Source organism: Comamonas sp. 26 (assembly GCF_002754475.1).
Classification (GTDB): Bacteria; Pseudomonadota; Gammaproteobacteria; order Burkholderiales; family Burkholderiaceae_C; genus Comamonas.
In genome coordinates this window covers 1,002,463-1,025,278 of record NZ_PEFL01000001.1, presented here as the reverse complement: position 1 = coordinate 1,025,278, position 22,816 = coordinate 1,002,463, and the positions used below count along the sequence as shown (strand labels likewise).

At 57.9% G+C, this 22,816-nt stretch carries 18 protein-coding genes; 10 read left to right on the top strand and 8 right to left on the bottom strand.

Annotated features, from left to right (window positions below):
- The first annotated feature begins 27 nt into the window (after positions 1-27).
- Positions 28-1,128 (top strand): tartrate dehydrogenase, encoded by a 1,101-nt coding sequence (locus CLU84_RS04690; RefSeq protein WP_099736159.1) that lies wholly within the window; start codon positions 28-30, stop codon positions 1,126-1,128.
- Between the two features lie 160 nt (positions 1,129-1,288).
- Here CLU84_RS04690 and CLU84_RS04685 read toward each other — a convergent pair whose 3' ends face one another.
- Positions 1,289-2,206, bottom strand: a complete 918-nt coding sequence (locus CLU84_RS04685) for an EamA family transporter (RefSeq protein WP_099736158.1) — start codon at positions 2,204-2,206, stop codon at positions 1,289-1,291.
- Positions 2,207-2,292: 86 nt separating this feature from the next.
- Positions 2,293-2,712: a hypothetical protein gene (locus CLU84_RS04680; protein WP_369826798.1), complete on the bottom strand. Its 420-nt coding sequence runs from the start codon at positions 2,710-2,712 to the stop codon at positions 2,293-2,295.
- A 233-nt stretch (positions 2,713-2,945) separates the two neighbouring features.
- Between CLU84_RS04680 and CLU84_RS04675 the strand changes: the two genes are divergently transcribed.
- On the top strand, positions 2,946-3,299 hold the full coding sequence (locus CLU84_RS04675; protein ID WP_099736157.1) for a MarR family transcriptional regulator: 354 nt from the start codon (positions 2,946-2,948) through the stop codon (positions 3,297-3,299).
- A gap of 72 nt (positions 3,300-3,371) precedes the next feature.
- On the opposite strand, the gene CLU84_RS04670 is transcribed toward CLU84_RS04675, so the two are convergent.
- Genes CLU84_RS04670 through CLU84_RS04660 form a run of 3 tightly spaced genes read right to left on the bottom strand, consistent with a single transcriptional unit; the run spans position 3,372 to position 7,019 of the window.
- Positions 3,372-4,745, bottom strand: a complete 1,374-nt coding sequence (locus CLU84_RS04670) for a cytochrome c (protein ID WP_099736156.1) — start codon at positions 4,743-4,745, stop codon at positions 3,372-3,374.
- Positions 4,746-4,760: 15 nt separating this feature from the next.
- Complete coding sequence (locus CLU84_RS04665) at positions 4,761-6,437, bottom strand: GMC family oxidoreductase (RefSeq protein ID WP_099736155.1); 1,677 nt, start codon at positions 6,435-6,437, stop codon at positions 4,761-4,763.
- 36 nt (positions 6,438-6,473) lie between these two features.
- A complete protein-coding gene (locus CLU84_RS04660) occupies positions 6,474-7,019 on the bottom strand; it encodes a sugar dehydrogenase complex small subunit (protein ID WP_099736154.1) in 546 nt (181 codons plus the stop codon).
- A gap of 362 nt (positions 7,020-7,381) precedes the next feature.
- Between CLU84_RS04660 and CLU84_RS04655 the strand changes: the two genes are divergently transcribed.
- A complete protein-coding gene (locus tag CLU84_RS04655) occupies positions 7,382-8,308 on the top strand; it encodes a LysR family transcriptional regulator (protein ID WP_144445410.1) in 927 nt (308 codons plus the stop codon).
- A 191-nt stretch (positions 8,309-8,499) separates the two neighbouring features.
- Here CLU84_RS04655 and pmbA read toward each other — a convergent pair whose 3' ends face one another.
- Positions 8,500-9,921, bottom strand: coding sequence for a metalloprotease PmbA (pmbA, locus tag CLU84_RS04650; protein ID WP_099736152.1), 1,422 nt, complete (start codon positions 9,919-9,921; stop codon positions 8,500-8,502).
- Positions 9,922-9,986: 65 nt separating this feature from the next.
- Between pmbA and yjgA the strand changes: the two genes are divergently transcribed.
- Positions 9,987-10,667 (top strand): ribosome biogenesis factor YjgA, encoded by a 681-nt coding sequence (yjgA, locus tag CLU84_RS04645; protein ID WP_099736151.1) that lies wholly within the window; start codon positions 9,987-9,989, stop codon positions 10,665-10,667.
- Entirely contained in the window at positions 10,660-11,274 is a 615-nt protein-coding gene (mog, locus tag CLU84_RS04640; RefSeq protein WP_099736150.1) for a molybdopterin adenylyltransferase, read from the top strand. Before yjgA ends, mog begins: the two co-directional genes overlap by 8 nt.
- A gap of 101 nt (positions 11,275-11,375) precedes the next feature.
- Here the strand turns inward: mog and CLU84_RS04635 are convergent, their stop codons facing one another.
- On the bottom strand, positions 11,376-11,954 hold the full coding sequence (locus CLU84_RS04635) for a hypothetical protein (RefSeq protein WP_099736149.1): 579 nt from the start codon (positions 11,952-11,954) through the stop codon (positions 11,376-11,378).
- Positions 11,955-12,389: 435 nt separating this feature from the next.
- Between CLU84_RS04635 and CLU84_RS04630 the strand changes: the two genes are divergently transcribed.
- The 5 genes from CLU84_RS04630 to CLU84_RS04610 all read left to right on the top strand — a co-directional run bounded on the left by CLU84_RS04630 (position 12,390) and on the right by CLU84_RS04610 (position 20,469).
- The gene (locus CLU84_RS04630; protein WP_369826797.1) at positions 12,390-13,625 is read left to right on the top strand and encodes an ABC transporter substrate-binding protein; all 1,236 of its coding nucleotides are present in this window, start codon (positions 12,390-12,392) and stop codon (positions 13,623-13,625) included.
- A 186-nt stretch (positions 13,626-13,811) separates the two neighbouring features.
- On the top strand, positions 13,812-14,318 hold the full coding sequence (locus CLU84_RS04625) for a GNAT family N-acetyltransferase (protein ID WP_099736148.1): 507 nt from the start codon (positions 13,812-13,814) through the stop codon (positions 14,316-14,318).
- Positions 14,319-14,440: 122 nt separating this feature from the next.
- Positions 14,441-14,833: a VOC family protein gene (locus CLU84_RS04620; RefSeq protein WP_099736147.1), complete on the top strand. Its 393-nt coding sequence runs from the start codon at positions 14,441-14,443 to the stop codon at positions 14,831-14,833.
- A gap of 874 nt (positions 14,834-15,707) precedes the next feature.
- Positions 15,708-18,317 carry an ImpA family metalloprotease gene (locus CLU84_RS04615; protein ID WP_233209927.1) on the top strand — a complete coding sequence of 870 codons (2,610 nt, stop codon included), beginning with the start codon at positions 15,708-15,710 and terminating at the stop codon, positions 18,315-18,317.
- Positions 18,318-19,023: 706 nt separating this feature from the next.
- Positions 19,024-20,469: an alkyl sulfatase dimerization domain-containing protein gene (locus tag CLU84_RS04610; protein ID WP_199173686.1), complete on the top strand. Its 1,446-nt coding sequence runs from the start codon at positions 19,024-19,026 to the stop codon at positions 20,467-20,469.
- 157 nt (positions 20,470-20,626) lie between these two features.
- Here the strand turns inward: CLU84_RS04610 and thiC are convergent, their stop codons facing one another.
- On the bottom strand, positions 20,627-22,570 hold the full coding sequence (gene thiC / locus CLU84_RS04605) for a phosphomethylpyrimidine synthase ThiC (RefSeq protein ID WP_099736146.1): 1,944 nt from the start codon (positions 22,568-22,570) through the stop codon (positions 20,627-20,629).
- Positions 22,571-22,816 lie beyond the last annotated feature (246 nt).

Here is a 22,816-nt window from a genome sequence, read left to right as displayed (position 1 = left end):
AGATACCCTCCTTCACAAAGAAACGCCATGTCCACTCCTAAAAAAATCGCAGTCATCGCCGGCGACGGCATCGGTAAGGAAGTCATGCCCGAGGGCCTGCGCGCCCTTGAAGCCGCGGCCCAAAAATTCAATCTGCCGCTGGAGTTTCACCACTTTGACTGGGCCCATTGCGACTACTACGCCGAGCACGGAAAGATGATGCCCGATGACTGGAAGCAGCAACTCTCGGGCATGGATGCCATCTTCTTCGGTGCTGTGGGCTGGCCTGCAACGGTGCCCGACCATATTTCGCTGTGGGGCTCGCTGCTCAAGTTCCGCCGTGAGTTTGACCAGTACATCAACCTGCGCCCGGTGCGCCTGTTTGAAGGCGTGCCCTGTCCACTGGCCGGCCGCAAGCCCGGCGATATCGACTACTACGTGGTGCGCGAGAACACCGAGGGCGAATACACCTCGCTGGGCGGCATCATGTTCGAGGGCACGGATCGCGAGATCTGCATCCAGGAATCGGTCTACAGCAAAAAGGGCTCCGAGCGCCTGCTGAAATACGCATTTGATCTGGCCCAAAGCCGCAGCAAAAAGCATGTGACGCTGGCCACCAAGAGCAACGGCATCGCCATCAGCATGCCCTGGTGGGACAAGCAAGCCGACGCCATGCACAAAAACTACCCAGAGATCACACTGGACAAGCAGCACATTGACATCCTGACCGCACGCTTTGTGCTGCAGCCCGGCCGCTTTGACGTGGTGGCCGCGACCAATCTGTTTGGCGACATCCTGAGCGATCTGGGCCCGGCCACCACCGGCACGATTGGGCTTGCGCCATCGGCCAATCTGAACCCTGAGCGAACCTTTCCCAGCCTGTTCGAGCCCGTGCACGGCTCGGCCCCGGATATCTACGGCAAGAACATTGCCAACCCCATCGCCATGATTTGGTCAGCTGCGCTGATGCTGGATTTTCTGGGCCACAGCCAGGGCGAGTGGCGCGCTGCGCACGACAGCATGGTGCGCGCCATTGAAGATGTGATCAAAACCGGCCCTAAGACGCCTGACCTGGGTGGCACGGCCAGCACCACCGAAGTGGGCCAAGCCATTGCACAAGGGATTGCCTTGGTTGCCAACCATAGCTGAAGTCAACCTTCGCTATCAAAAAAGCTGCCTGCGCCCTATTGATGGGCACAGGCAGCTTTTTTGCTTTGACTCTGGTCGCGGCGCGAATGCAATATCGCCAATCAGCACACAGAAAAAAGCCCCGCATTGCAGGGCTTGTTTGAGAAGGCTATTTTACCCATCAGCGCCTTAGCCAGCGCCCGCCAAACTGGTTGACCATCATACCCAGCAGCACACCCAGTGTTCCCAGCCACTGCAGGCCACTGGGCACCTCGCCCAAGAGCAGCATGGCTGACAACAGGCCAATGACCGGCACCAGCAACGACAGCGGTGCCACGGTGCTGGCGGCATAGCGCTGCAGCAGACGCGTCCACAAGCCGTAACCCAGCAGAGTCGACAAAAAGGCCAGATAGGCAATGACACCCAGTTCACGCCAGCCAATCGACTGAAGCTGGGTCACAACGGCCTCGCTGCCCTCCATCCACCAGGACAGCAGCAGCAGGGGAAGCATAGGGAACACGCTGGTCCAGACAATGAAAGACGCCGGCTCATACGAGCCTTGACGGGCTGCGACTCGCGTCAGCAGATTGGAGATCGCCCACATCGCAGCGGCGCCCACTGTCAGAACAAAGCCCAGAAGAGTCATGTCTGTTGCGCCATCGCCGTGCGCCGCACCAATCAGCACCAGCCCCGAAATGGCGATAAGCAGACCGATCCACTGCCAGCGCTGCGGCTTCTCATGCAAAAAGGCGGCCGCCAGCAGCATGGTGATGAAAGCCTGGGTCTGCAGCACCACTGAGGCCATGCCAGCAGGCATACCCAACTTCATGCCTGTGAACAGCAAGCCAAACTGCCCCACGCCCTGAACCAGCCCATAGCCCGCCAAAATACCCCAGGACAGATTGGCCGGAGGCTTTACAAACAACAGCAGCGGCAACGATGCTGCCGCAAAGCGCAGTGCGCATAGCAATAGCGGCGACAGGGTGGCCAGACCCCATTTCATGACCACGAAATTTAGCCCCCAGATCACAATGACAATGATGGCACTGAGCCAGTCAGCACGGCTCATGCCGGTGGCGGGTGAAGAAGCGGAACTCATAAAACGGTCACAACGATGATTAACGGCAAGCGCTGGAGTATGAACGGGTTGCAGCCACAGCGCCGAGCAACTTGTCGCCCAGGAAACTACTGCAGCTCATAAAGATTGCGCCGTGCGGGCATCAGTGCCAGCGCCAGTTTGGCCCCGTACAAAATAATCAGCGTGCCCATCAAGTCCCCTATCACTATGACCAGCAAGCGGTCGGGGTGCAGGCCACGCCCCATCAGCCAGCCGCCGATCTGGTGCAGCACGGCATTGGACAATGCATACAGCACGCTCAGAACCAGCAGCCGCGAAGCGGTGAGATTGTTCAGCGCATGGCCCAGCCCCATCCAGCGCCGGGCAATCAGGTACATGGCATAAGGTGCCAGCGCCGCCACAATGCCGCCAATAAAAGCGCGCGCCATGTCATCGGGGAAGAAGTAGAAAAAGCAGACCAGCCAGGATGCAATCAACAGCCCCACGCCACCTGCACCGGCAAAAAGCAAGGTACACAGCAGGCGCACACCGGCCGGCAGATAAATCCAGTTGGCCCCCTCACAAACTCAAGTGAACTAAAGAGCCACTCATTCAAAGCCAGCATCGCCACAAAGAAAATGATAGTGACGATGACCATTGCGCAGTGCTGACCGATATTTTTCATTCTTGTTACAGTTCAATATTTATCGCGAGGCAGTACTATCATCCACTCGCCTTTGGTCTGAGAGACAGATGACTTTCTGTCCGCTCCGCACTTGTGATGAAAAATTCTTTGTCCGCCGATATCTATCTACGTTTTCTGCAACTGGCAGAGTCCATACGAGGATTGCCAGCCCTGCCCCTGCTGGACCCTCTGGAGGAGCGCCTTCTGGAGCAGATCGCCAATGCTGGCACACGCCAGCAGCGGCTGTGCGTACGTGATCTGATGGCGCAACGCGAGATGGGGTCTCCTGCCACCATTCATTCCCGCCTGAAATCCATGCGCCAGAAAGGCTGGATCTTACTGGCCGATACCGAAGATGCGCGGCGCAAACAGATTGAACTCAGCCCGGATGCCCACAAGCATTTTGAAAAACTTTCCCAATGCATTGTGGAGGCTGCAGCTGAACGCTGAGCCTTCAACTCCTTAAAAAAAGCCAGCCAGATTGATTTCTGACTGGCTTTTTTTTTCAGTGCGGCCTAGGCATCAGACCTTGCGGCGGCGCAGCAGCCAGGCGATGACGCCGAGCACGATCACCAAGCCCACTGCCATGCCCACACGAACCAAGGTCAGCAAACTACTGTCCGAACCAGCTGTAGCAGAATCGCGCAGTTGAGCCACTTGCTGCTCCGTAACCTTGGCTGCGGGATTGCCGTAGCTGGTCAGCAGATAGTTGCCCAGTGCAGTGATCTGCTTGTCGCTCAACTCATCGGCAAAGCCTGGCATGACGGTATCAGCGCCGTGACGCTCAATACCGTGCAGCAGGACCTGCACCAGGTTGTTGCTGTTGGCGTGGCCGAGCGAGGTGTTGTGAAACAAGCCAGGCAAGCCACCGCCCTCTGTCCCCTGACCCTGGGCCTGATGACAGGCGGCGCAGTAGCCGTCATAGATTTGTGCGCCGGTCATGGCGTTGTAATCCTTGGGCAGATCCACACCACGCAGGGTATTCAGCGCATCGGTCTGCTTGCCAAAGCTGTCGGCCGGCTGCTTGAGGCTGCCATCATCCACAGCCGGCACAGTCTTGATGTAGACAGCGATGGCTTTCAAGTCATCCGGGCTCAAATGCCTGAGACTGTGATCCACTGCCTCGGCCATGGGCCCTGCAGCGGGGCCTTTGCCAGGAACCGGCTTACCGCTCATGTAAGCCACCAACTCATCCTGCGTCCAGTCACCAATGCCGCTGACCGCGTGCGACGTGATGTTGGGCGCATACCAGCCACCGACCTCCCCTCCGCTCAGGCTTCGCTTGAGATCCTCTGCCATCAAGGACGTTCGCGGTGTATGGCAGGTTGTGCAGTGCGCCAGGCCTTGGGCAAGATAAGCGCCGCGATTCCATTCCGGAGTTTGCGAAGCATCGGCCTTGTAAGGCGTGGCATCGAGGAACATGGCATTCCAGACACCCAGCGAAGCGCGGATGTTGAATGGGAAAGGCAAGGCGGTCTGCTTGGCCGGCGCCTCATCCACGGGCTGCACGCCTTGCATGAAGTAGGCGTACATGGCAGCGATGTCCTCGTCCGTCGTCTTGGCATAGGCTGTATACGGCATGGCCGGATACAGATTCGCTCCATCTGCACGCTTGCCATGACGCAGAGCATCGGTGAACTGCTGCAGCGTGTAGCTGCCAATGCCGTGCGTCTTGGAAGGCGTGATGTTGGTCGAATAGATAGCCCCCAGCGGGCTGGCCAGTGGCAGGCCACCCGCCATGGACTTGCCACCAGGCGCGGTGTGACAGGCCACACAGTCACCAGCCGTCGCGAGATAGCGGCCACGCTCCACATCCGAATTTTCTGCAGCGAAGGCAGGAGCCGCTGCCACAAGGACGGCAGCCAGCCAGAAGGATTTCATCAATGTCTTGTTCATGGTGTCTGTCCTCCTTCAGGCCTGTGGCTGCCATGCAGGAACCAGAGGCTTCCAGTTCGTCTGCGTGTTGCTGCGCGGCAGCATGGCGGGACCGCCGCTCTCCGCAAGGATATGAGCCGCAGTGCGCATGGCTACGGCCAGCGCATTCACGGTCGAGTTGCAGGTGGACGAGGTGGGCAGCAGGCCGGTAGAAGCCATGTAGAGGTTTTCGTGATCCCAGGCGCGGCCAAACTGGTCAACCACGCACTCCTTGGGGTCCTTGCCCATGCTCAAGGTGCCACAGATATGCTGGTTGTTGGCATAGACATGGTCCTTGGTGTAGCGCAGATTGGTGGCCCCCATCAGCTCGGCAATCTTGGCGAAATCCTTTTGCGAACGCTGATGGCCCTTGAAGGTGTATTCGTCGATCTGGTAATGCGCACGAGGCTTGGGAATGCCCATGCTGTCCTTGTCATCGGACAAAGCGATGCGGTTTTCCGGGTTGGGCAGCACTTCCAGCACATTCTTCACGTTCATTTCACGCGCTGAAATGTGGCGCAGCTTTTCCTCGAACTCCTTGCCATACACGCCTTGCTTGAGCAGGCTGCTGGTGGCACCGTCAACGCGGGAGATATTGGTGAAGTCCAGACGGTAAGGCGCATGTTCCGAGCGGAACGAACCATCGCGCATGGCGTTGATGGAGCTCGGACTTTGCGGGCCGCGGCCCAGCCACACATCCTCGTCGGCATCAAAGGTCAGCGAAGTGCTGGGGTGGTCCATGAGATTGCGACCGACCTGATCGTGCTCATTGGCCAGGCCGTTCTTGAACTTGTCGCTCTTGGACAGCAGCAGCAGGCGCGGCGACTCGATACCGTTGGATGCCAAGATAAAGGTCTTGCCAGTGACGCGGTGCACTTTCTTGTCCACGTCGTAATAGTTGGCCGCCACAATACGCCCCTTGTCGTCATGCTCGAGCTGGAACACATTGGCATGGATCTGCATCTTCACGCCTGCAGCCAGCGCCTGCTTCACGGCAATGCCGCCGTGGTATTGCGCATCAATGGGGCACACGGGCTGGCAGTTGTTGGCACCGCAGCATGGCGGGCGACCATCAAAGCTGCGGCTATTGCGCGCCACGGTATTGCTGACCACGTCGAACGTGCCTTTCAAGCGATCCGTCAGGCGCTGCATGGCATAAGGCACGGCCACTTCACCCATGGGGAAAGGCTTGCTGCGGGGCGAGCCGGTCTCGGTAGAGCCGCCCACACCCATGATTTCTTCGACTTCCTGGTAGTAGGGCTCCAGATCGTCATAGTCAAAAGGCCAGTCCTTGCCCACGCCATACAGGCTGTGGATTCGGAAGTCATTGGGCACATTGCGCCAGGCCTGAGCGGCCCAGTGCCAGCTGGTGCCGCCCACCTGGCGGATGTACTCGGCCTTGTAGGGCTCGGGGCCAGCCTGCTCGAAATAGTTATTGTCTTCAGGGCGATAGATGGGGTGCGGAGCCGTGGGGATGGACGGATAAGGAGTCATCCAGTCGCCACGACGCGAGGCGTTGTGAAAACGGGCGACAAAAACGCCGCGGTCCGATGGGCCGCCAGCTTCGAGCATCAGCACCGATGCACCGGTGCGAGCCAGCTTTGCGCCCATCATGGCGCCGACGATGCCGGCACCAATGATGACGAAGTCTGCAGATAGAGTGGAATCAGCCATGGTATTTCTCGTGGATTTTTATGAATGGGCTGTACTTCAGGCCTTGGGCTGAACCGTGATTAGCTGAAGCTTGAAGGTGGTCGGGTTGCTGCTCCAGCTGCCGTATGCGCCATAGACATAAGAAGGTGGGCGCAGCCTGTCGGCCACCACAGCGGCATTGAGCGCGTGCTCGTAGGCCACAACACGTGTGGCGGTGCCGCTGCCTGCGATGCCCTGGTACCAGAGCTGCATCACATTCATGGGGACATCGGCCAGATCGGGCTGCTCGGCCTTGAGGCGCTCGTTCAGATTGGCCAGTGCCACTTGGCTGGAGCCAATCCACTTCCACAGAGTGTCAAGTTTGCCGTTGAACTTGCCGTCCAGCTCGTTCTGAGCGGCAAGCAGCCTTGCACCTTGCGCCTGGGGCAAATCGCTGCGCTCAGTCAGATAGCGGGACAGCGCCATGAAGCTGTCGGCACCCGTTGCCGGAGCATCAGCAGCCCAGCTGCCGGGGATGAGTTGCGCCATACCGGCCGCCAGCGCGCCACCGAGCAGGTGACGGCGACTCAGGCCGAACGTCGGGAATTGAGGTGTTGAGGTCATGATAGGAATGGGTCAGTGTTTCAGTGCACAACATCACCTATTGAGGTGACAAAGACCGCCCCAATCAGTAGGACATCGCCATCAGTTATCAGCTGCCCAAAGCCGTTTGCAGGACAGAGATTGACTACAAGCTGCTCAGGAACAAAGCTTGCTGCGGCAGCGAAGCCGGACAGAACTCTGTTCCTGGGTGTTATTTGGAGAGGGGTGGCAGCACTTGTGCCGCATTGCGCGAAAAAGCCGATGTTTGCACTTGCTCTCACTTTACGTCTTATACAAGAGTGCACCAATGCACCTAGACACAATGCTTTATTACGGCATCCGTAATAATTCGAGGCCATGTGGCTATTCGAAAATGAGGGCTTGTGCTTGATCGCTTACACACCATGACGGTGTTTCTGGCCGTCGTCGATGAAGGCGGTTTCACGGCTGCAGCGCGCCGTCTGTCCATGACCGTGCCCCATGTCACGCGTCACGTGACGGCACTCGAAAAACAGCTGGACACCCGGTTGCTGCAGCGCACCACACGCAGCGTCAGCCTGACGCCTGCGGGCGAGCGCTATGCCTCCCGTGTCCGCGAAATTCTCGAAGCTGTGGACAGCGCCACAACCGAAGTACAAAGCAACACCAGCGCCCTGTCCGGCGTGCTGCGCATCGTCTCCACCCCGTCACTCACGGATGCACTGATTTCGCCGCTGGCAGCCGACTTTCGCACGCAGTACCCGGGCATTGCACTCGATGTGCATGTGGACCCCAGCCTCACACCCGATATGAACCGCTATGACCTGGGGTTCATGCAGGTGTTCGAGAACTTCAACGCCAGCATCGTGGCCCGCAAGCTCTCGACATCGGAAGCCATTCTTTGCGCTGCACCGTCTTACTTCCAGAGGTATGGCACACCGCAGACTCCTCATGAGCTGGCGCAGCACAGATGCGTGCTGCGCCGCCGCGAGGGCCAGCAGCGCGACAGTTTCTCGCTGTGGCATAGCAACCAGCCCACCAGCGAGCCACCGGTACACGACATTGAAGTGACTGCATCCATCACCATCAGCCAGACAGCAGGCATTCTGCAAATGGTGCTCGACGGCGCAGGCATTGCCGAGTTCACTCTGGATTCGGCCCGCCCGTTTCTCAATGAAGGTCTGCTGCAGCCTGTGCTGCCCGGCTGGATCACGGGCCGCCTGCATGTGCTGATGGCCCTGCCCAGCCACAAGCACATACCGCTGCGCACCAAGGCGTTCATGGACTTCATGGCGCAGGCCCATCAGGCTGGCAAGATTGATCGCTGCTGAGTAGACAACTTAAAACCATAGCAGCTAGCGACTAATGATCATGGATTTCTACATTAAAAGATGCTGAATTCATTGATGAACCAGCGCAGCTAGCTATCAAAAAATCTTTAACCTCTCTGCAATGCGCAATAAAAAAGGCGAAGTGCCATCACACTCCGCCTTGGGCTGCATCAGCCGCAAAGATCAGGCCATCAGCTGCCCGCCACCTTCATGCGGTTGATGAGGATGGAGCCCACGGTCTTAGCACCGTAGTTATAGGCATCGGCACCAATGGCTTGAATGCCCTTGAACATGTCCTTCATGTTGCCGGCGATGGTGATTTCATCCACGGGGAAGGCGATTTCGCCGTTCTCCACCCAGAAGCCGCTTGCGCCGCGCGAGTAGTCGCCGGTCACATAGTTCACGCCCTGGCCCATCAGCTCGACCACGAACAGGCCGGTGCCCAGCTTTTTCAGCATGGCATCCAGATCATCACCCGCCTTGGTGCGGCGTGAAGTCATGACCAGATTGTGCGAACCACCGGAGTTGCCCGTGGTCTTCATGCCCAGCTTGCGCGCCGAATAGCTGGAGAGAAAATAGCCTTCCACGCGGCCGGCATCCACCACCTTGCGGGCCTGCACGCGCACGCCTTCTTCGTCGAAAGGCGAGCTGCCCTTGCCGCCCAGAATGAAGGGGTCTTCTTCAATGTCGATGTGCTTGGGGAAGACGGGCTTGCCCATCGAATCCAGTAAGAAGGTGCTCTTGCGGTACAGCGCACCGCCGCTGATAGCCTGCACAAAACCACCCAGCAGGCCAGCAGCCAAAGGTGATTCAAATAGCACAGGGCATTCGGTGGTCGGAATCTTGCGGCTGCCCAGACGGCTCAGCGTGCGCTCTGCAGCGTAGCGGCCCACGGCTTCTGGCGATGCCAGCTCGGCCGCATTGCGCATGGAGCTGTACCAGTAGTCGCGCTGCATCTCACCGTTCTTGCCGGGCAGCTTGGCGATGGGCGCCACCGACAGGCTGTGGCGCGAACTGGCATAACCACCGCGGAAACCGTTGGTGTGGGCCGTGAAGAAATGGCTTTGCTGGGCCGAGACACCAGCGCCTTCGCTATTGCTCACGCGGCGGTGGGTCTTGAAGGCAGCTTCTTCGCAGCGCAGGGCCATTTCGGCAGCGGCCTCGCTGCTGATCTCCCAGGGGTGGAACAATTCCAGATCGCGGTGCGTGCCGGGCAGCGCAATATCAGCGCTGTCAGGCAGGCTGGCAAACGGGTCTTCGGCGGTGAAGCGGGCGATGTCGTAAGCAGCCTGTACGGTCTGCTGAATAGCAGCTTCAGAGAAGTCCGAGGTGCTGGCATTGCCACGGCGCTGGCCCAGGTACACGGTCACGCCCAGCGACTTGTCGCGGTTGCGTTCCACCGTCTCCAGCGCGCCCTTGCGAACGCTGACCGAGAGGCCGCAGCCCTCGGAAGCCTCGGCTCCGGCGTCCGTCGCACCCAGCTTTTTGGCGTGCTTCAGAGCCTGGTCCACCAGGCCTTCAAAAAAGGATTGGCTGAAGCTAAAACCGGCTTGCGGTTCAGATTGGGCCTTTGCACTAGAAGTGCTTGTAATGCTGGAGCGAGGTTTTTTCATAGCGGCGGATATGATAGCCGCCACTGCAGCGCCCTCTGTGCTGCCACAGATATTGCCCCCTTACCATGTCACGCAAACCTACAAAAGGCTATTTTGTTCGCGGTAAGTTCGTTGCCGAAGGCAGCGAGCTGGACGTTGAACTGAAAGCCGAACTCAAAGGCACCTACGACTCCACCAAGACGGACCTGAAGCGCGAAATGGATGCGCTGCAGGACCTTGGCAAGGAGTTGATGACGCTACGCAGCGACCTGTTCAAGCGCCTGCAAATCTCCGATCAGCTGATCGATGCTCTGGCCGAGGCCAAGCGCATCACCAACTTTGAAGGCAAGCGCCGCCAGCTCCAGTACGTGGGCAAGCTCATGCGCAAGCTCACAGATGAACAGCTCAACGCCGTCAAGCAGGCGATGGATGAGCAGCGCAACGGCTCGCCCAGCGAGAAGATGTCCGTCCAGGTCTCCGAGCAATGGCGCGACCGCCTGATCGTGGAAGACGGAGCACTGGCCATCTGGCTGGAGCACTTCCCCGAAACCGATGTGCAGCAACTGCGCTCACTGATTCGCCAATCCCGCAAGGACATCGAAAAGGCCAAGGAGCAAGCCGCTGCCGCACAGGCCGCCAGCCCCGATGCCGAGCCCAAGGAAGTCAGCAAGGGCCGCGCCTACCGCGACCTGTTCCAGCTGGTGCGTGAGCAACTGGCCAAAGCGGGCAAGTCCAGCGCCGCAGCAACTGACGGCAGCGATGAGTGAGCAAGCTCCGCACGATGCTGTGAAAATCGGCATCGTCTCCATCAGCGACCGCGCCAGCAGCGGCGTTTATGAAGACAAGGGCTTGCCCTCGCTGCAGGACTGGCTGAGCCGCGCGCTGCAAAACCCCATCACTTTTGAGGCACGCCTGATCCCCGACGAGCAGGCAGGCATCAGCGCCGCACTGATCGAGCTGGTGGATGCAGGCTGCTCGCTGGTGCTGACCACCGGCGGCACCGGCCCCGCACTGCGCGATGTGACGCCAGAGGCAACTCTGGCCGTAGCCGACAAGGAAATGCCTGGCTTTGGCGAACAAATGCGCCAGATCAGCCTGACCTTTGTGCCCACAGCCATCCTCTCGCGCCAGGTAGCGGTGATTCGCGGCAATAGCCTGATCATCAACCTGCCCGGACAGCCCAAGGCGATTGCCGAGACCCTGGAAGGCCTCAAGGACGCGGACGGCCAACAAAAGATCAACGGCATTTTTGCTGCCGTGCCTTACTGCATCGATCTGATTGGCGGGCCTTATCTTGAAACCCATGAGCAGGTCTGCAAGGCCTTTCGCCCCAAAAGCGCCATTCGCGCACCACTCAACCAGTCACGCAGTTAATAAACGGCGTAGATCACAAAAAAGCAGCCTGATGGCTGCTTTTTTGTGGCTGGAGACTCCGTAATTTGCCCTGAATATCGACAGCGTTTCTTCAGCGTAGATCAATAAAGCGCTTGGCTGATATCCAGGCTCTCGCGGGGGAAAGTGTTCTGCCAGACCGTACTTTTGCTGAAGCGCTGGAGAATAAAGTCTCCATTGAAGTCCTGAGTCAGAGGCGCATTCTGATAAGCGGCTGTGAGCTGTGCCACTTCAGTGCGGTATTTCTCAACGCCCGCCCATTTCTCCGCCACAGAGCGGCGCATCATGGCCGTGATCTTTTCTGCCGGGTTCACAGCCTTGCATGCAAAAGGCACAAGAATGCTCACCACGCCTTGTCTGACACCTTCAGTCTGAGGTTTGGCCTCGCCGGTTGTACAGACCGTGCGCTTTTGCGCATCGCGTACGCTCTGCAGCATGGCCACGGTGTCTGGCAACAAGGCTTTCTGTTCTTCTACAGTCAGCTTCATGTTCGCCAGAAATTTGGGGGCCAGATGATCTGCGTAAATGCGATCCGTCTCCTGCATTTGCTCAATGTCGATGAAATCACCGCTATTGCCCGCTTCAGCACGCGCAGGCCTTTGATATTCATTCAAGGCCTTCATGGCGGCCTCATCCGTATGCACCAGCGTCTTGATAAACAAATCCGTGACTTGCTGCGGATTCAGGGGGCCTTTACCGGCTCTTGCGCATGCACGCCCGCCGCAAAAAACAAACAAGCCATGGAGATGGGCAGAATTTTTTGGATTTTCATGAATTTTTTGAATACTTCTGGTGATTGGCCTTAAGGGCTAAGGGCAGTCTAGCAAGAGTACCCAGCCTCTCGATCCGTCGAAGATTTGGCTTGCGATAAGGCTTGCATGAGTCGCGCTAAGTGCCGGCACTTGGGATTTCCCGCAAGTGCTTGCCCCGATGTAAGAGCCGTGAGCCAGTCCTAACATGCTCGATGCAATGCAGCAGTTAGCACCACAACTATCTTAAAACCAACTTGGGGTCCTACTGCAGCAGCAGCCAAGTCGCACCTGAGCGACCGCCACGCGACTTGATTTTGCTTGTCATTGACATTCACAGGAGACTTCATGCACCGCTCGTCAACGCCTGCCTCCCTTCAATCTCCTGCCATCCAGGCCAGCCGCACCACTCTTTTGAGCATGGCCCTGGCTGCGGCATTCGCCTCACCGGCCATGGCGCAGGACAAAGTCAAGATCGGCTTCATCACCGACATGTCCAGCCTCTATGCCGACGTGGAAGGCAAGAACGGCGGCGTAGCCATCCAGATGGCGATTGACGACTTTGGCAGCAAGGTGCTGGGCAAGCCCATTGAGCTGCTGACGGCAGACCACCAGAACAAGGCCGACATCGCTGCCAGCAAGGCCCGCGAATGGATTGATACGCAAGGCATCAGCCTCGTGTTTGGCGGCACCAACTCTGCCACGGCCCTCGCCATGGCCAAGGTGGCGCAAGAGAAAAAGCGCGTCTTCATCGACAACGGCGCAGGCAGCTCTGCCCTGACCAATGAGCAATGCAGCCCCTACACCGTGCACTACGCCTTTGACACCGTGGCCCTGGCCAAGGGCACAGGCGGTGCTGTCGTGGATGGTGGCGGCAAGAACTGGTTTTTTGTGACCGCTGACTATGCCTTCGGCCACGCGCTGGAAGCCGATACCAGCAAGATCATCGAAGCGCGCGGCGGCAAGGTGCTTGGCTCGGTCAAGACACCGCTCAATGCCAGCGATTTCTCCAGCTTTATGCTGCAGGCCCAAAACAGCAAGGCGCAGATTCTGGGTCTTGCCAATGCGGGCGGCGACACCATCAACTCCATCAAGGCTGCCAAAGAGTTTGGTGTGACCAAGAACATGAAGCTGGCCGGCCTGCTGGTGTTCTTTTCGGACATTCACAGCCTGGGCCTGAAAAATACCGAGGGCATGCAGTTCACAGCGCCCTGGTACTGGGATATGAATGATGGCTCGCGCAAGTTTGCCGATGCCTTCATGGCCAAGACTCAACGCCGCCCCAGCGAAATTCAGGCCGCAGACTACTCGGCCACCATGAACTACCTCAAGGCCGTGGAAAAAGCAGGAACGCTGGATGCCGACAAGGTCATGGCGACCTTGAAAAGCACCAAGATCGACGACTTCTTCGGACAGGGCTATATCCGCGAAGACGGCCGCTATGTGCACGATATGTACCTGATGCAGGTGAAGTCGCCCGCCGAATCCAAGGGCATCTGGGACTACTACAAGATCATCAAGAAACTGCCCGCTGAGCAGATCTGGACCACCAAGGCGGAAAGCAAGTGCCAGTACTGGCGCTAAGCCAGCAAGTCACCAGCGCTTCGCTCAAAAAGGCTTTGCTCTGCACAGGCAAGGCCTTTTTTAATGGCTTTTGATACTTCAGCCGAATCCCAGACTTGCCGTTGAATAAATCCGCCTGTTACTGGTTTATGGTTGCACTATCTCGCACTCGTCCATCGAGCCGTGCGACATTGATCTGGGCACCATATGAACATCACCATCCGCAAGGAAAGCAGCGAAGACATAGACGCCACCACGGCCTTGACCGCTGCAGCATTCGAGCATGAAGAGCATTCAAGCCATACCGAGCAATTCATCGTCAATGCATTACGCCGCAGCAAGCAACTCACCATCTCCCTCGTCGCGGTCGAGAACGATAAGATCGTTGGCCATGTGGCCCTCTCTCCGGTCAGCATTTCCTCGGGGGCCACGGACTGGTATGGACTGGGCCCCATCTCCGTCAGGCCGGATCGCCAGAAAAAAGGCATAGGTTCAGCCTTGATGCACGCCGCGCTGGCCGAGCTCAAACGACTGGGTGGCGCTGGCTGCGTACTCCTTGGTGACCCTGACTACTACTGCCGCTTTGGCTTCAAGGTTCAGCCGGGGCTTACGCTTGAAGGTGTGCCGCCTGAATACTTTCAGGCGCTGTCGCTGAACGGGGACTGTCCCGTGGGCAGCGTGCAATATCAAGCGGCCTTTGATGCTACCGAATAGGCTGAACTCCCTTTTTCTGCGAGCCTGTGCTCTGCACTTGTGAATCTCTCACTGCTGCGCTTGACCGCAAGTCAGCCCGTACTTGTTGAGACCCGTCCCCATCAACTAACCGTTTACTCACCATGAAGCTTGGCTACACCATCGTCTACGTTCCCAACGTAGCAGCATCCCTGCAATTTTTCACCTCGGCGTTTGGCTTTGCCGTGAAATTCCTGCATGAATCTGGCACCTACGGCGAACTCAGCACCGGCGAGACGACACTGGCCTTTGCCTCGCATGAGCTGGGCGAAGGCAACTTCCCCGGCGGCCATGTCGCCGCCTCCGAATCCGCCAAGCCCTTGGGAATGGAAGTTGGCTTGGTAACCGATAACGTGGAGGCCGCACATGCGCAAGCTATCAGCGCTGGTGCTATGGAGCTTACCAAGCCAATCACCAAGCCCTGGGGTCAGGTCGTGTCTTATGTTCGAAGCCCTGATGGCACCTTGATAGAACTCTGCACGCCGATTGGCAATTAATTAGCCGTTAATTGGCAGTGAAGCGGATGGCTAAACCATTCCGGAAAATCGATTCTGTAATGCAAGCCTCAATAAAAAGCGCCAACCGAACCTGCGCTTTTATTTAGTAGCTGCCATTGCTTGATTTAAAAAGGCTTCAGCCCTTTTTCACCTCAAGTCAACGTACCATGGTATCGGCTTATGCATTAACGATGGGAATGCAGAGATCACTGCCCACCTTCGCTTGCATACCTGTGGTCAACACCTGTTCTTCTGCATACCTTTGGCAGCAGGGTATTTACGCACTTTCTGCGTGATTTTCATGGAGCAGAAATCGGAAGCATACATGCTGCAGAAGTGCCAAGTCATGAACGCGCTTAAAAATCCATGTATCCGGCATCTTGAAGTTTCAATCCGTAACAAATTCAATATACAGAATTTGTGCCTTATCAAAGCATATCTATGCAGATGCCAGCACTTGCGATAAAGCGCATGTTTTGCGCCAGGGACGCGCGCTACAGCCAGATACACTTCGCTTCCCGTCCTCATTTTCGCCTGCATTCATTTTCTATCTGAATGCAGCTTCTTTTGCATTGCACCAGTTCGCTGGGGTTAGACGGATGCAATGCATTCTTCGGCCTCCTTAATGCTCTCTCGCTGGACTCTCACACTTTTGGCAAGCCTTGCCCTGACCGCCTGCGGCGGTGGTGGCAATAACGACAGCGGTGGCTCTAAGCCATCAACACCTCCTCCGGTTGAACAACCAACGCCACCGGGTATTGAATCTCCGGGCACTGAACCGCCAGAGACTACCCCTCCGGATGCCGAGAAACCAGGCACAGAGCCTCCCGTGGTGCGCCCACCAGATGTGGAACTGCCTGAGACTCAACCGCCTGTGACGCTCCCTCCTGTCAGCAGCCGGATTTCGCAGGCCTTGGTCGGCGGCGACAGCCGTTTGCTGCAGGATGAAGACCGTGCACCGCTGCTGCAAACAGCCACCGACATTGTGGCCGGCATTCGCGCACAGCAAAGAGCGCTGGTCGCCAAGCTGCTGGATGACAGCACGGCGGCGACACTGGATTTTGGCAACAACAGCCAAACCGTAAGCCCCTTGCTTTCCAGCAGCGCCAGCCCTTTGCTGGTGTCCAACAACGGCCGGATATTGGCCAGCATCGGCACATCGCATGGCGGTCGTTCGCTGGGTTATGGCAAGGATTTGCTGGGTCAGCTGTCCTCTGCCACTGGCTCCAATCAGTCCCAGCTGCCGCTGTTCAAGCGCAGCTTTGCCTGGCTGGCCACGGGCGATGAAAAGAACACTCTAAGCGCCAATCTGCGCATTGCGACGCAGAACTACGGCCAAAACACCGTAAGCAATCTGGTCACCCGCCTGGGCGGCAAGGCCACGATGGTCAACTGTGCGATTGCCGATGCCAGCAACACCTGCTGGCAAGATATCGACGTCTTTGTGTTTGGCCAGGACACACCCGCCTCGGCCTCACTGAGCAATCTGGTCAGCCGTTACCTGCAGGCTGGCAAGGGCGTAATCTACCTGCACAACAACTGGGGAGACTCTGGTGGTGGCCGTCAGGTGCTGCAAGCCATGGGCATGGAGCTGGGCGGCTATGGCGGCAACTGGTGGGCCGATGGCAACGGCTATGGCATCAGCGGCAAGACGGCCAGCCAGCAACGCGAAGCCACAGACCGACTGGGTGCGCATGAAGCCGTGCTGAACGCCTTGCTCAAGGGCAGCAGCGCCAATTTGGCCAGTGATACCAGCCTGGTGACGGCGCTGGATGGCATACGCCGCGACCTGCAAGGGCTGGAAGCCCAGGGCATTAACCTGTTTGCCGACAACTATCTGCAAAAGCCGTATATGGAAGCCCACAGACGCCTGGTGCTGTGGGCCGACATGGCGCGCCAGCAGACCGACTACAGCAAGGTGCGCCGCTCCAATACCAACGAGTTCCTGCGCACTGTGGCTGCAGACTCGCTGAGCTATGCGGTGCGCGGCAGCGAAGCCGTGCCCAAGAACTTTGGGGATTGGATGCCTGCTACCTCTCCGAGCCTGGCCACCAGCCAGAGCTGGGAAACCATCGACGTCACGATTGCCCAAGCTGGCGGCCGCACCGCCATTGGCCGTGGCGCTGTGCCAGGCAAGGCTGTACAAGTCGAGATCGTGAACGCTGCAGGTGCCAATCTGGCGCTGCGCGTAGGCAATATCCGCACCCGCGGCAACCCATTGGCGCAAGAGAACTACACCCGCCCCCGCTTCCCTGATGGGCATGAAGCCGCATTGGCCGCAGGCAAGACGCTGACCTACAGCACGGCCTGGGGTGGCCCGCTGTTCCTCAACTATGGCAATGCCAAGCCCGGCTCGGTGGTCACGCTTCGCGTTCGCGGCAGCGTCAAGTACGCGCACTTTGACTTCACCCGCAACCCAGGCTCGCAGGAAATCGACGAAGCCGTGCTGGCACTGCAACGCAGCGACTTTGGCTGGCAAACCAGCAAGATGGTGGGCGGCGAAGTGCAGCAGACCATCGGTTTTGCCAAGAGCGTGATCGGCAACCAATCGCCCCGCGCCTATGTGGTCGACCGACTCAAGGGCATGATTTTTGACAGCAACCACCTGGCCAACGGTTACAACAATATGCCCTCCAGTGGCAATGTCAGCAACCTCTGCGCCACACTGGGCTGGGACTGCACAGGACCGTTGCAAGGCGCGCCCGGCGTGCAGCATTTTGTAGGCTGGCTGGCGGCCTGCGGCTTTCTGTGCTCAGGCAACCCGTCCGACGGAGCAGCAGGCCTGCAAGCGGGCTGGGGCTGGTGGCATGAGCTGGGCCACAACACGGTGATGCGCCATATGACGCTGCTGACCGAAAACGGTGGGGGTTGTGGCACAGAGTGCAACAACAACATTCTGGCCAATGCCAGCGCCCTGCGCCAGTACGCCATCACCAACGGTGCCGAGAACAATAGCGGCGACCGCATCGACCATAAAAAGCTCTACCAGGACATTTTGGCTGCACGCGCCACGGGCAAGACAGGCGACGCTTTGCAGGCCGATATGTTCACGCGCTTCTGGACCAAGGAATACAAGTCCGACAACGCCATGCGTGCCGTGCACTTCCAACTGGCCTTTATCTACACCAAGGAACGTTTGGGCCAGACCCAGCCACAGCCTGTGGATGTGATCGACTTCCTGGGAATGCTAGGCCGTGGTGAACGCCTGATCTACAACGACGCCTACTGGAATGCCAACAAGAATGCGCTGGGCATGGGCAGCTACACCAAGCGTGAGATCAGCAACCATGAGCTGCTGTATGTGCTGTCCAGCCGCATCATCGGCCGAGACATGCGCCAGGTCTTTGCCCACTACGGCATCCCCCTCAGCAGCAGCGCACTGAGCTCCATTGGAGCCCACGGTATGCCCCAGCACCCCCCGAGTTCTACGCCATGGTGCCGAACAAGGGCAACCAGCTGGAGCTGGGCCGCTGGGTCGATCTGAGCGCAGGCGTACCGAGCTACCCGTTCTGATCCAAATACCGTAGTAGCCCATACGGTATCGCTCAAGTAAAAAGGCAAGCCATCACGGCTTGCCTTTTTTCATTTTGATAGCTACCAGCGATTGATACATAAGCACTAGCGCCCTGTTTCATCAAAATAAACGCGCCGTACTAGAGCTCATGCATTACTCCTGTGTGGCGCCGCCCCCAAAACCCAGGTTGAACGGCTCCAGTTCAGATTCAGCACCGACGAGACAACACCGGCATTTTCCACGTATGAGTTATGCAAAGGCAATTTCCACGAAGAAGTATTGCTGTACCCCAACATGGGAATCACGCAAATGAATACTCAACCAAATCATTAAATCATGAAAATCATTTACAAATAATTAACACAAAAACTAATTTTCATCATCGTCCCTTCAGACTATGTACAGCAAATTTTTGAAAATATCAAAATTATTTTCTCAAACAAGCATTTCAAAATATTTAATTAACAAATAAAAATTCATTCATTTCAATCACTTGAATAAATCAAAAGCAAAGAAATAAATTAATTCAAATAAATATTTCTGACAAAATTCAGTGATGCACCTTAGTCAAAAAAGACTATCAAAATTAATTTCAAATGCTAAAAAATAAAGGACGATATCAATGGCGCACATCATCAATTATTAATTGCATACAAAAGCATTAAAGGAAGGCACTGTGATTCAACGCTTCTTTCAAACAGCCGCACTCACACTGGGAATAACCCTGTCCGCGCACGCAGCGGGTACGGCTGCCGATAGCGCCAAGCCAGACTCCCAAGCGGTCAAAAAATTCGAACTGCGCAAAGAGCTGATGCAGCAATACCCCAATGTGCTCAAGACTCTGACCTCCAATGCCAACGCAGGCTTTGGCGGAGAGCAATCCACTGCCATTGCCAACCACATGTACAGCCGCACCAATGCAGAAGCCATTGCCGATGCGCGCGCCAAGATGACGGTCGAACCTCATGGCAAGGGCACCTGGCTGCTGCGCATGCCTTACGTCAACATCGCCGTATTCGAGACCCGTGAAGGTCTGGTGCTGGTCGATGCCGGCTATGCCCCCGCAGGCCCCGCGCTGCTGGAGACACTGCGCAAGCTCAGCAGCAAGCCGGTCAACACCATCATCATCACCCACCACCATGCAGATCACGGCTTTGGCGCCTGGTCGCTGCTGGAGGCCGGCGAGAAGCCGCGCATCATCACAACCCAGGAATACTTGGCCGAGATGGATCTGGACACGCGCACAGCGAACTACTCCATCGTGCAACTGAACAGTCAGGACCCGCGCGATGTGCCGCGCAAGCTCACAGATGCCATTCTTCCTACCGAGACCTTCACCGGCCAGAAGACGCTGAAGATTGGTGACGACGAATTCGTGCTCACCCACGCGCGCGGCGAATCTGCAGACCAGCTATGGGTCAATGTGGCGACACGCAAGATTGTGGTCAGTGCCGACTACTGGCAGCCGTTCTTGCTCAACGCCGGTAATGGCAAGCGCCGCCAGCGCCACGTTGCTGAATGGGCTCAGGCTCTGCGTGATATGGCCGCCACAAAGCCCGACTTGCTTTTGCCCATGCATGGCCCGGCACTGACCAATGCCGCAGAAGTACAGGATAAGCTGCTGGCCTCGGCCAACATGCTCAGCTCCGCTGTGGATCAGGTGATTGATGGACTCAACGCCGACAAGCGCCCTGACGAAATCGTCGCCGCGGTGCAGTTGCCAGAGAACCTGCGCGGCCGCAAAGACATGGCGGAGACCTATGTGCGCTTCAAGAACGTAGCCAGCATGGTGCTCAAGGAGTACGGCGGCTGGTGGAATGGCATCCCTTCGGAATGGGACCCTGCATCTCGCGCGACTTTCAGCAAGCAGATGGTGGCCATGGCCGGCGGCGTGCAAAACGTCAACGATCAGATCAAGCTACTGAGCAAAAGCGACCCAGCTCTGGCCTGCCAGCTTGCCGATATCGCCTACTTTGCCGAGCCTACCAACCAAGATGTGCTGCAAACGGCTCTGGATGCCTATGCCTTGCGCGTACAGCCGGGCATGCCGACCCAGGAGCTGACGGTGTATATCCAGCACATGCTCACCCTCAAGAGCCAGCTCAAAACCGTCACGCAGTGATCTTCGGCGCAGTCAAAGCCCCTCGCTAGAGGTGGTGCAAGAACTGGGGCGCAGATTACAGCCGCATAGAAAAAGGGCAAGCCAAACAGCTTGCCCTTTGTTTTTAATAGCAGGTAGCGCTTGATACACAAGCGCTACAGTACTATTTCATCTCAAATCAACGCGCCGTCGTATCGCTCGATGCACTGATGATGGGAATGTAGAAATCACCGCCAGACTTGTTGAACTCCCCTGCCTTGGCTTGCATGCCAGCGGCAATCGCCTGATCTTCAGCCAGCCCCTTGGCTGCGGCGAATTCGCGCACTTCCTGCGTGATCTTCATGGAACAGAACTTGGGGCCGCACATGGAGCAGAAGTGCGCCACCTTGGCGCTGTCTTTGGGCAAGGTTTCATCGTGGTAAGCCTGCGCGGTGTCAGGGTCCAGACCCAGGTTGAACTGGTCCTGCCAGCGGAAGTCAAAGCGCGCTTGCGAGAGTGCATCGTCGCGTGAGCGGGCACCAGGATGACCCTTGGCCACATCCGCCGCATGCGCAGCAATCTTGTACGCGATGATGCCTTGCTTGACGTCGTCGCGGTCGGGCAGGCCCAGGTGCTCCTTGGGCGTCACGTAGCACAGCATGGCTGTGCCCATCCAGCCGATCATGGCCGCACCAATAGCGCTGGCGATGTGATCGTAGCCGGGGGCGATATCAATCGTCAGCGGGCCAAGGGTGTAGAACGGCGCTTCGTGGCAGTGCTTCAATTGCTCGGTCATGTTCGCCTGAATCATGTGCATGGGCACATGGCCGGGGCCTTCGATCATGGTCTGCACATCGTGCTTCCAGGCGACTTGCGTCAGCTCACCCAGCGTGGCCAGCTCAGCAAATTGGGCTTCGTCGTTGGCGTCCGATGCGCAGCCGGGACGCAGGCCATCGCCCAGCGAGAAGCTCACGTCGTACTGCTTCATGATGTCGCAGATGTCTTCAAAGTGCTCGTACAGGAAGCTCTCGCGGTGGTGGGCCATGCACCACTTGGCCATGATGGAGCCGCCGCGCGAAACAATGCCGGTGCGACGCTGGGCAGTGAGGTGGATGTACGCCAGACGCACGCCCGCGTGGATGGTGAAGTAGTCCACGCCCTGCTCGGCCTGTTCCACCAGCGTGTCGCGGAAGATGGGCCAGGTCAGGTCTTCGGCAATACCGCCGACTTTTTCCAGCGCCTGGTAGATGGGCACGGTGCCGATGGGCACGGGCGAATTGCGCACAATCCAGTCACGCGTGGTGTGGATGTTCTTGCCGGTGGACAGGTCCATCACGTTGTCTGCACCCCAGCGAATGGCCCAGACCAGCTTTTCGACTTCTTCTTCAATGCTCGACGTAACAGCGGAGTTGCCGATGTTGGCATTGATCTTGACCTTGAAATTGCGGCCAATGGCCATGGGCTCAATTTCGGGGTGGTTGATATTGGCGGGAATGATGGCGCGGCCACGGGCGATCTCGTCGCGCACAAATTCAGGGGTGATGATCTTGGGGATGGCCGCGCCCATGCTGTTGCCAGCCAAACGCAATTCACGCGCGGCGTCTTGCTGGTACTGCTCCATCCATTCGCGGCGGCCGTTTTCGCGCAGCGCCACGTATTCCATCTCGGGCGTGATAATGCCGCGCTTGGCGTAGTGCATCTGGGTCACGTTCTGGCCGCTCTTGGCGCGGCGTGGCTGGCGTTGCAATGCAGCGGCTTCGGCACGCAGCTGGTCTACACGCAGGTCTTCTTCTCCGCGCTTGCCGCCGTCATCCAGCGCCACGCGCTGGCGGCCCACGTAATACTCGCTGTCGCCACGCGACTCAATCCACGCGCCGCGCAGGCTTGGCAGGCCCTGACGCACATCGATCTGCACAGCAGGGTCTGTGTAGGGGCCTGAGGTGTCATACACGCTGACCTGCTCGCCATTGGTGAGCGCAATATCACGCACCGGCACACGCAGGTCGGGATGGACCACGCCGTTCAGATAGCTCTTGGTGGATGCCGGAAACGGCTGGCGCGACTGGGCCAGCAACTCGGCAAAACGGGTGGCATCAGGGGCGTTGCCAGCAGCTGGCGTAAAGATGGAATCAGGGGCGTTCATCGCAGTCTCCGTAAAGCGTGTGAAGTTGTCTCAACGCTCCGTGGAGTGCGGCCCTGTGCTGATCTCCCTGCACTGGCGCTGCACCCTGTGAGGATGTCTGGCCTGTGCTGCTGAAATGCATGGATTTCAGCCTTGTCCTCTGCGCGCCGGGTGCCTTTAAAAAGACAAAACCCCAGTACGCGAGAAGCGCCTGGGGTTTGCTGTGCCAAAGTGTCTGGGGCTGTGGCGTAGTGGCGCCTTGCCTTT

Excerpts from the sequence above, each read along its gene's own strand:
- CLU84_RS04690 (WP_099736159.1), top strand. The coding sequence starts at position 28 with ATGTCCACTCCTAAAAAAATCGCAGTCATCGCCGGCGACGGCATCGGT.
- CLU84_RS04685 (WP_099736158.1), bottom strand. The coding sequence starts at position 2,206 with ATGAGTTCCGCTTCTTCACCCGCCACCGGCATGAGCCGTGCTGACTGG.
- CLU84_RS04675 (WP_099736157.1), top strand. The coding sequence starts at position 2,946 with ATGAAAAATTCTTTGTCCGCCGATATCTATCTACGTTTTCTGCAACTG.
- CLU84_RS04670 (WP_099736156.1), bottom strand. The coding sequence starts at position 4,745 with ATGAACAAGACATTGATGAAATCCTTCTGGCTGGCTGCCGTCCTTGTG.
- CLU84_RS04665 (WP_099736155.1), bottom strand. The coding sequence starts at position 6,437 with ATGGCTGATTCCACTCTATCTGCAGACTTCGTCATCATTGGTGCCGGC.
- CLU84_RS04660 (WP_099736154.1), bottom strand. The coding sequence starts at position 7,019 with ATGACCTCAACACCTCAATTCCCGACGTTCGGCCTGAGTCGCCGTCAC.
- pmbA (WP_099736152.1), bottom strand. The coding sequence starts at position 9,921 with ATGAAAAAACCTCGCTCCAGCATTACAAGCACTTCTAGTGCAAAGGCC.
- yjgA (WP_099736151.1), top strand. The coding sequence starts at position 9,987 with ATGTCACGCAAACCTACAAAAGGCTATTTTGTTCGCGGTAAGTTCGTT.
- mog (WP_099736150.1), top strand. The coding sequence starts at position 10,660 with ATGAGTGAGCAAGCTCCGCACGATGCTGTGAAAATCGGCATCGTCTCC.
- CLU84_RS04630 (WP_369826797.1), top strand. The coding sequence starts at position 12,390 with ATGCACCGCTCGTCAACGCCTGCCTCCCTTCAATCTCCTGCCATCCAG.
- CLU84_RS04625 (WP_099736148.1), top strand. The coding sequence starts at position 13,812 with ATGAACATCACCATCCGCAAGGAAAGCAGCGAAGACATAGACGCCACC.
- CLU84_RS04620 (WP_099736147.1), top strand. The coding sequence starts at position 14,441 with ATGAAGCTTGGCTACACCATCGTCTACGTTCCCAACGTAGCAGCATCC.
- thiC (WP_099736146.1), bottom strand. The coding sequence starts at position 22,570 with ATGAACGCCCCTGATTCCATCTTTACGCCAGCTGCTGGCAACGCCCCT.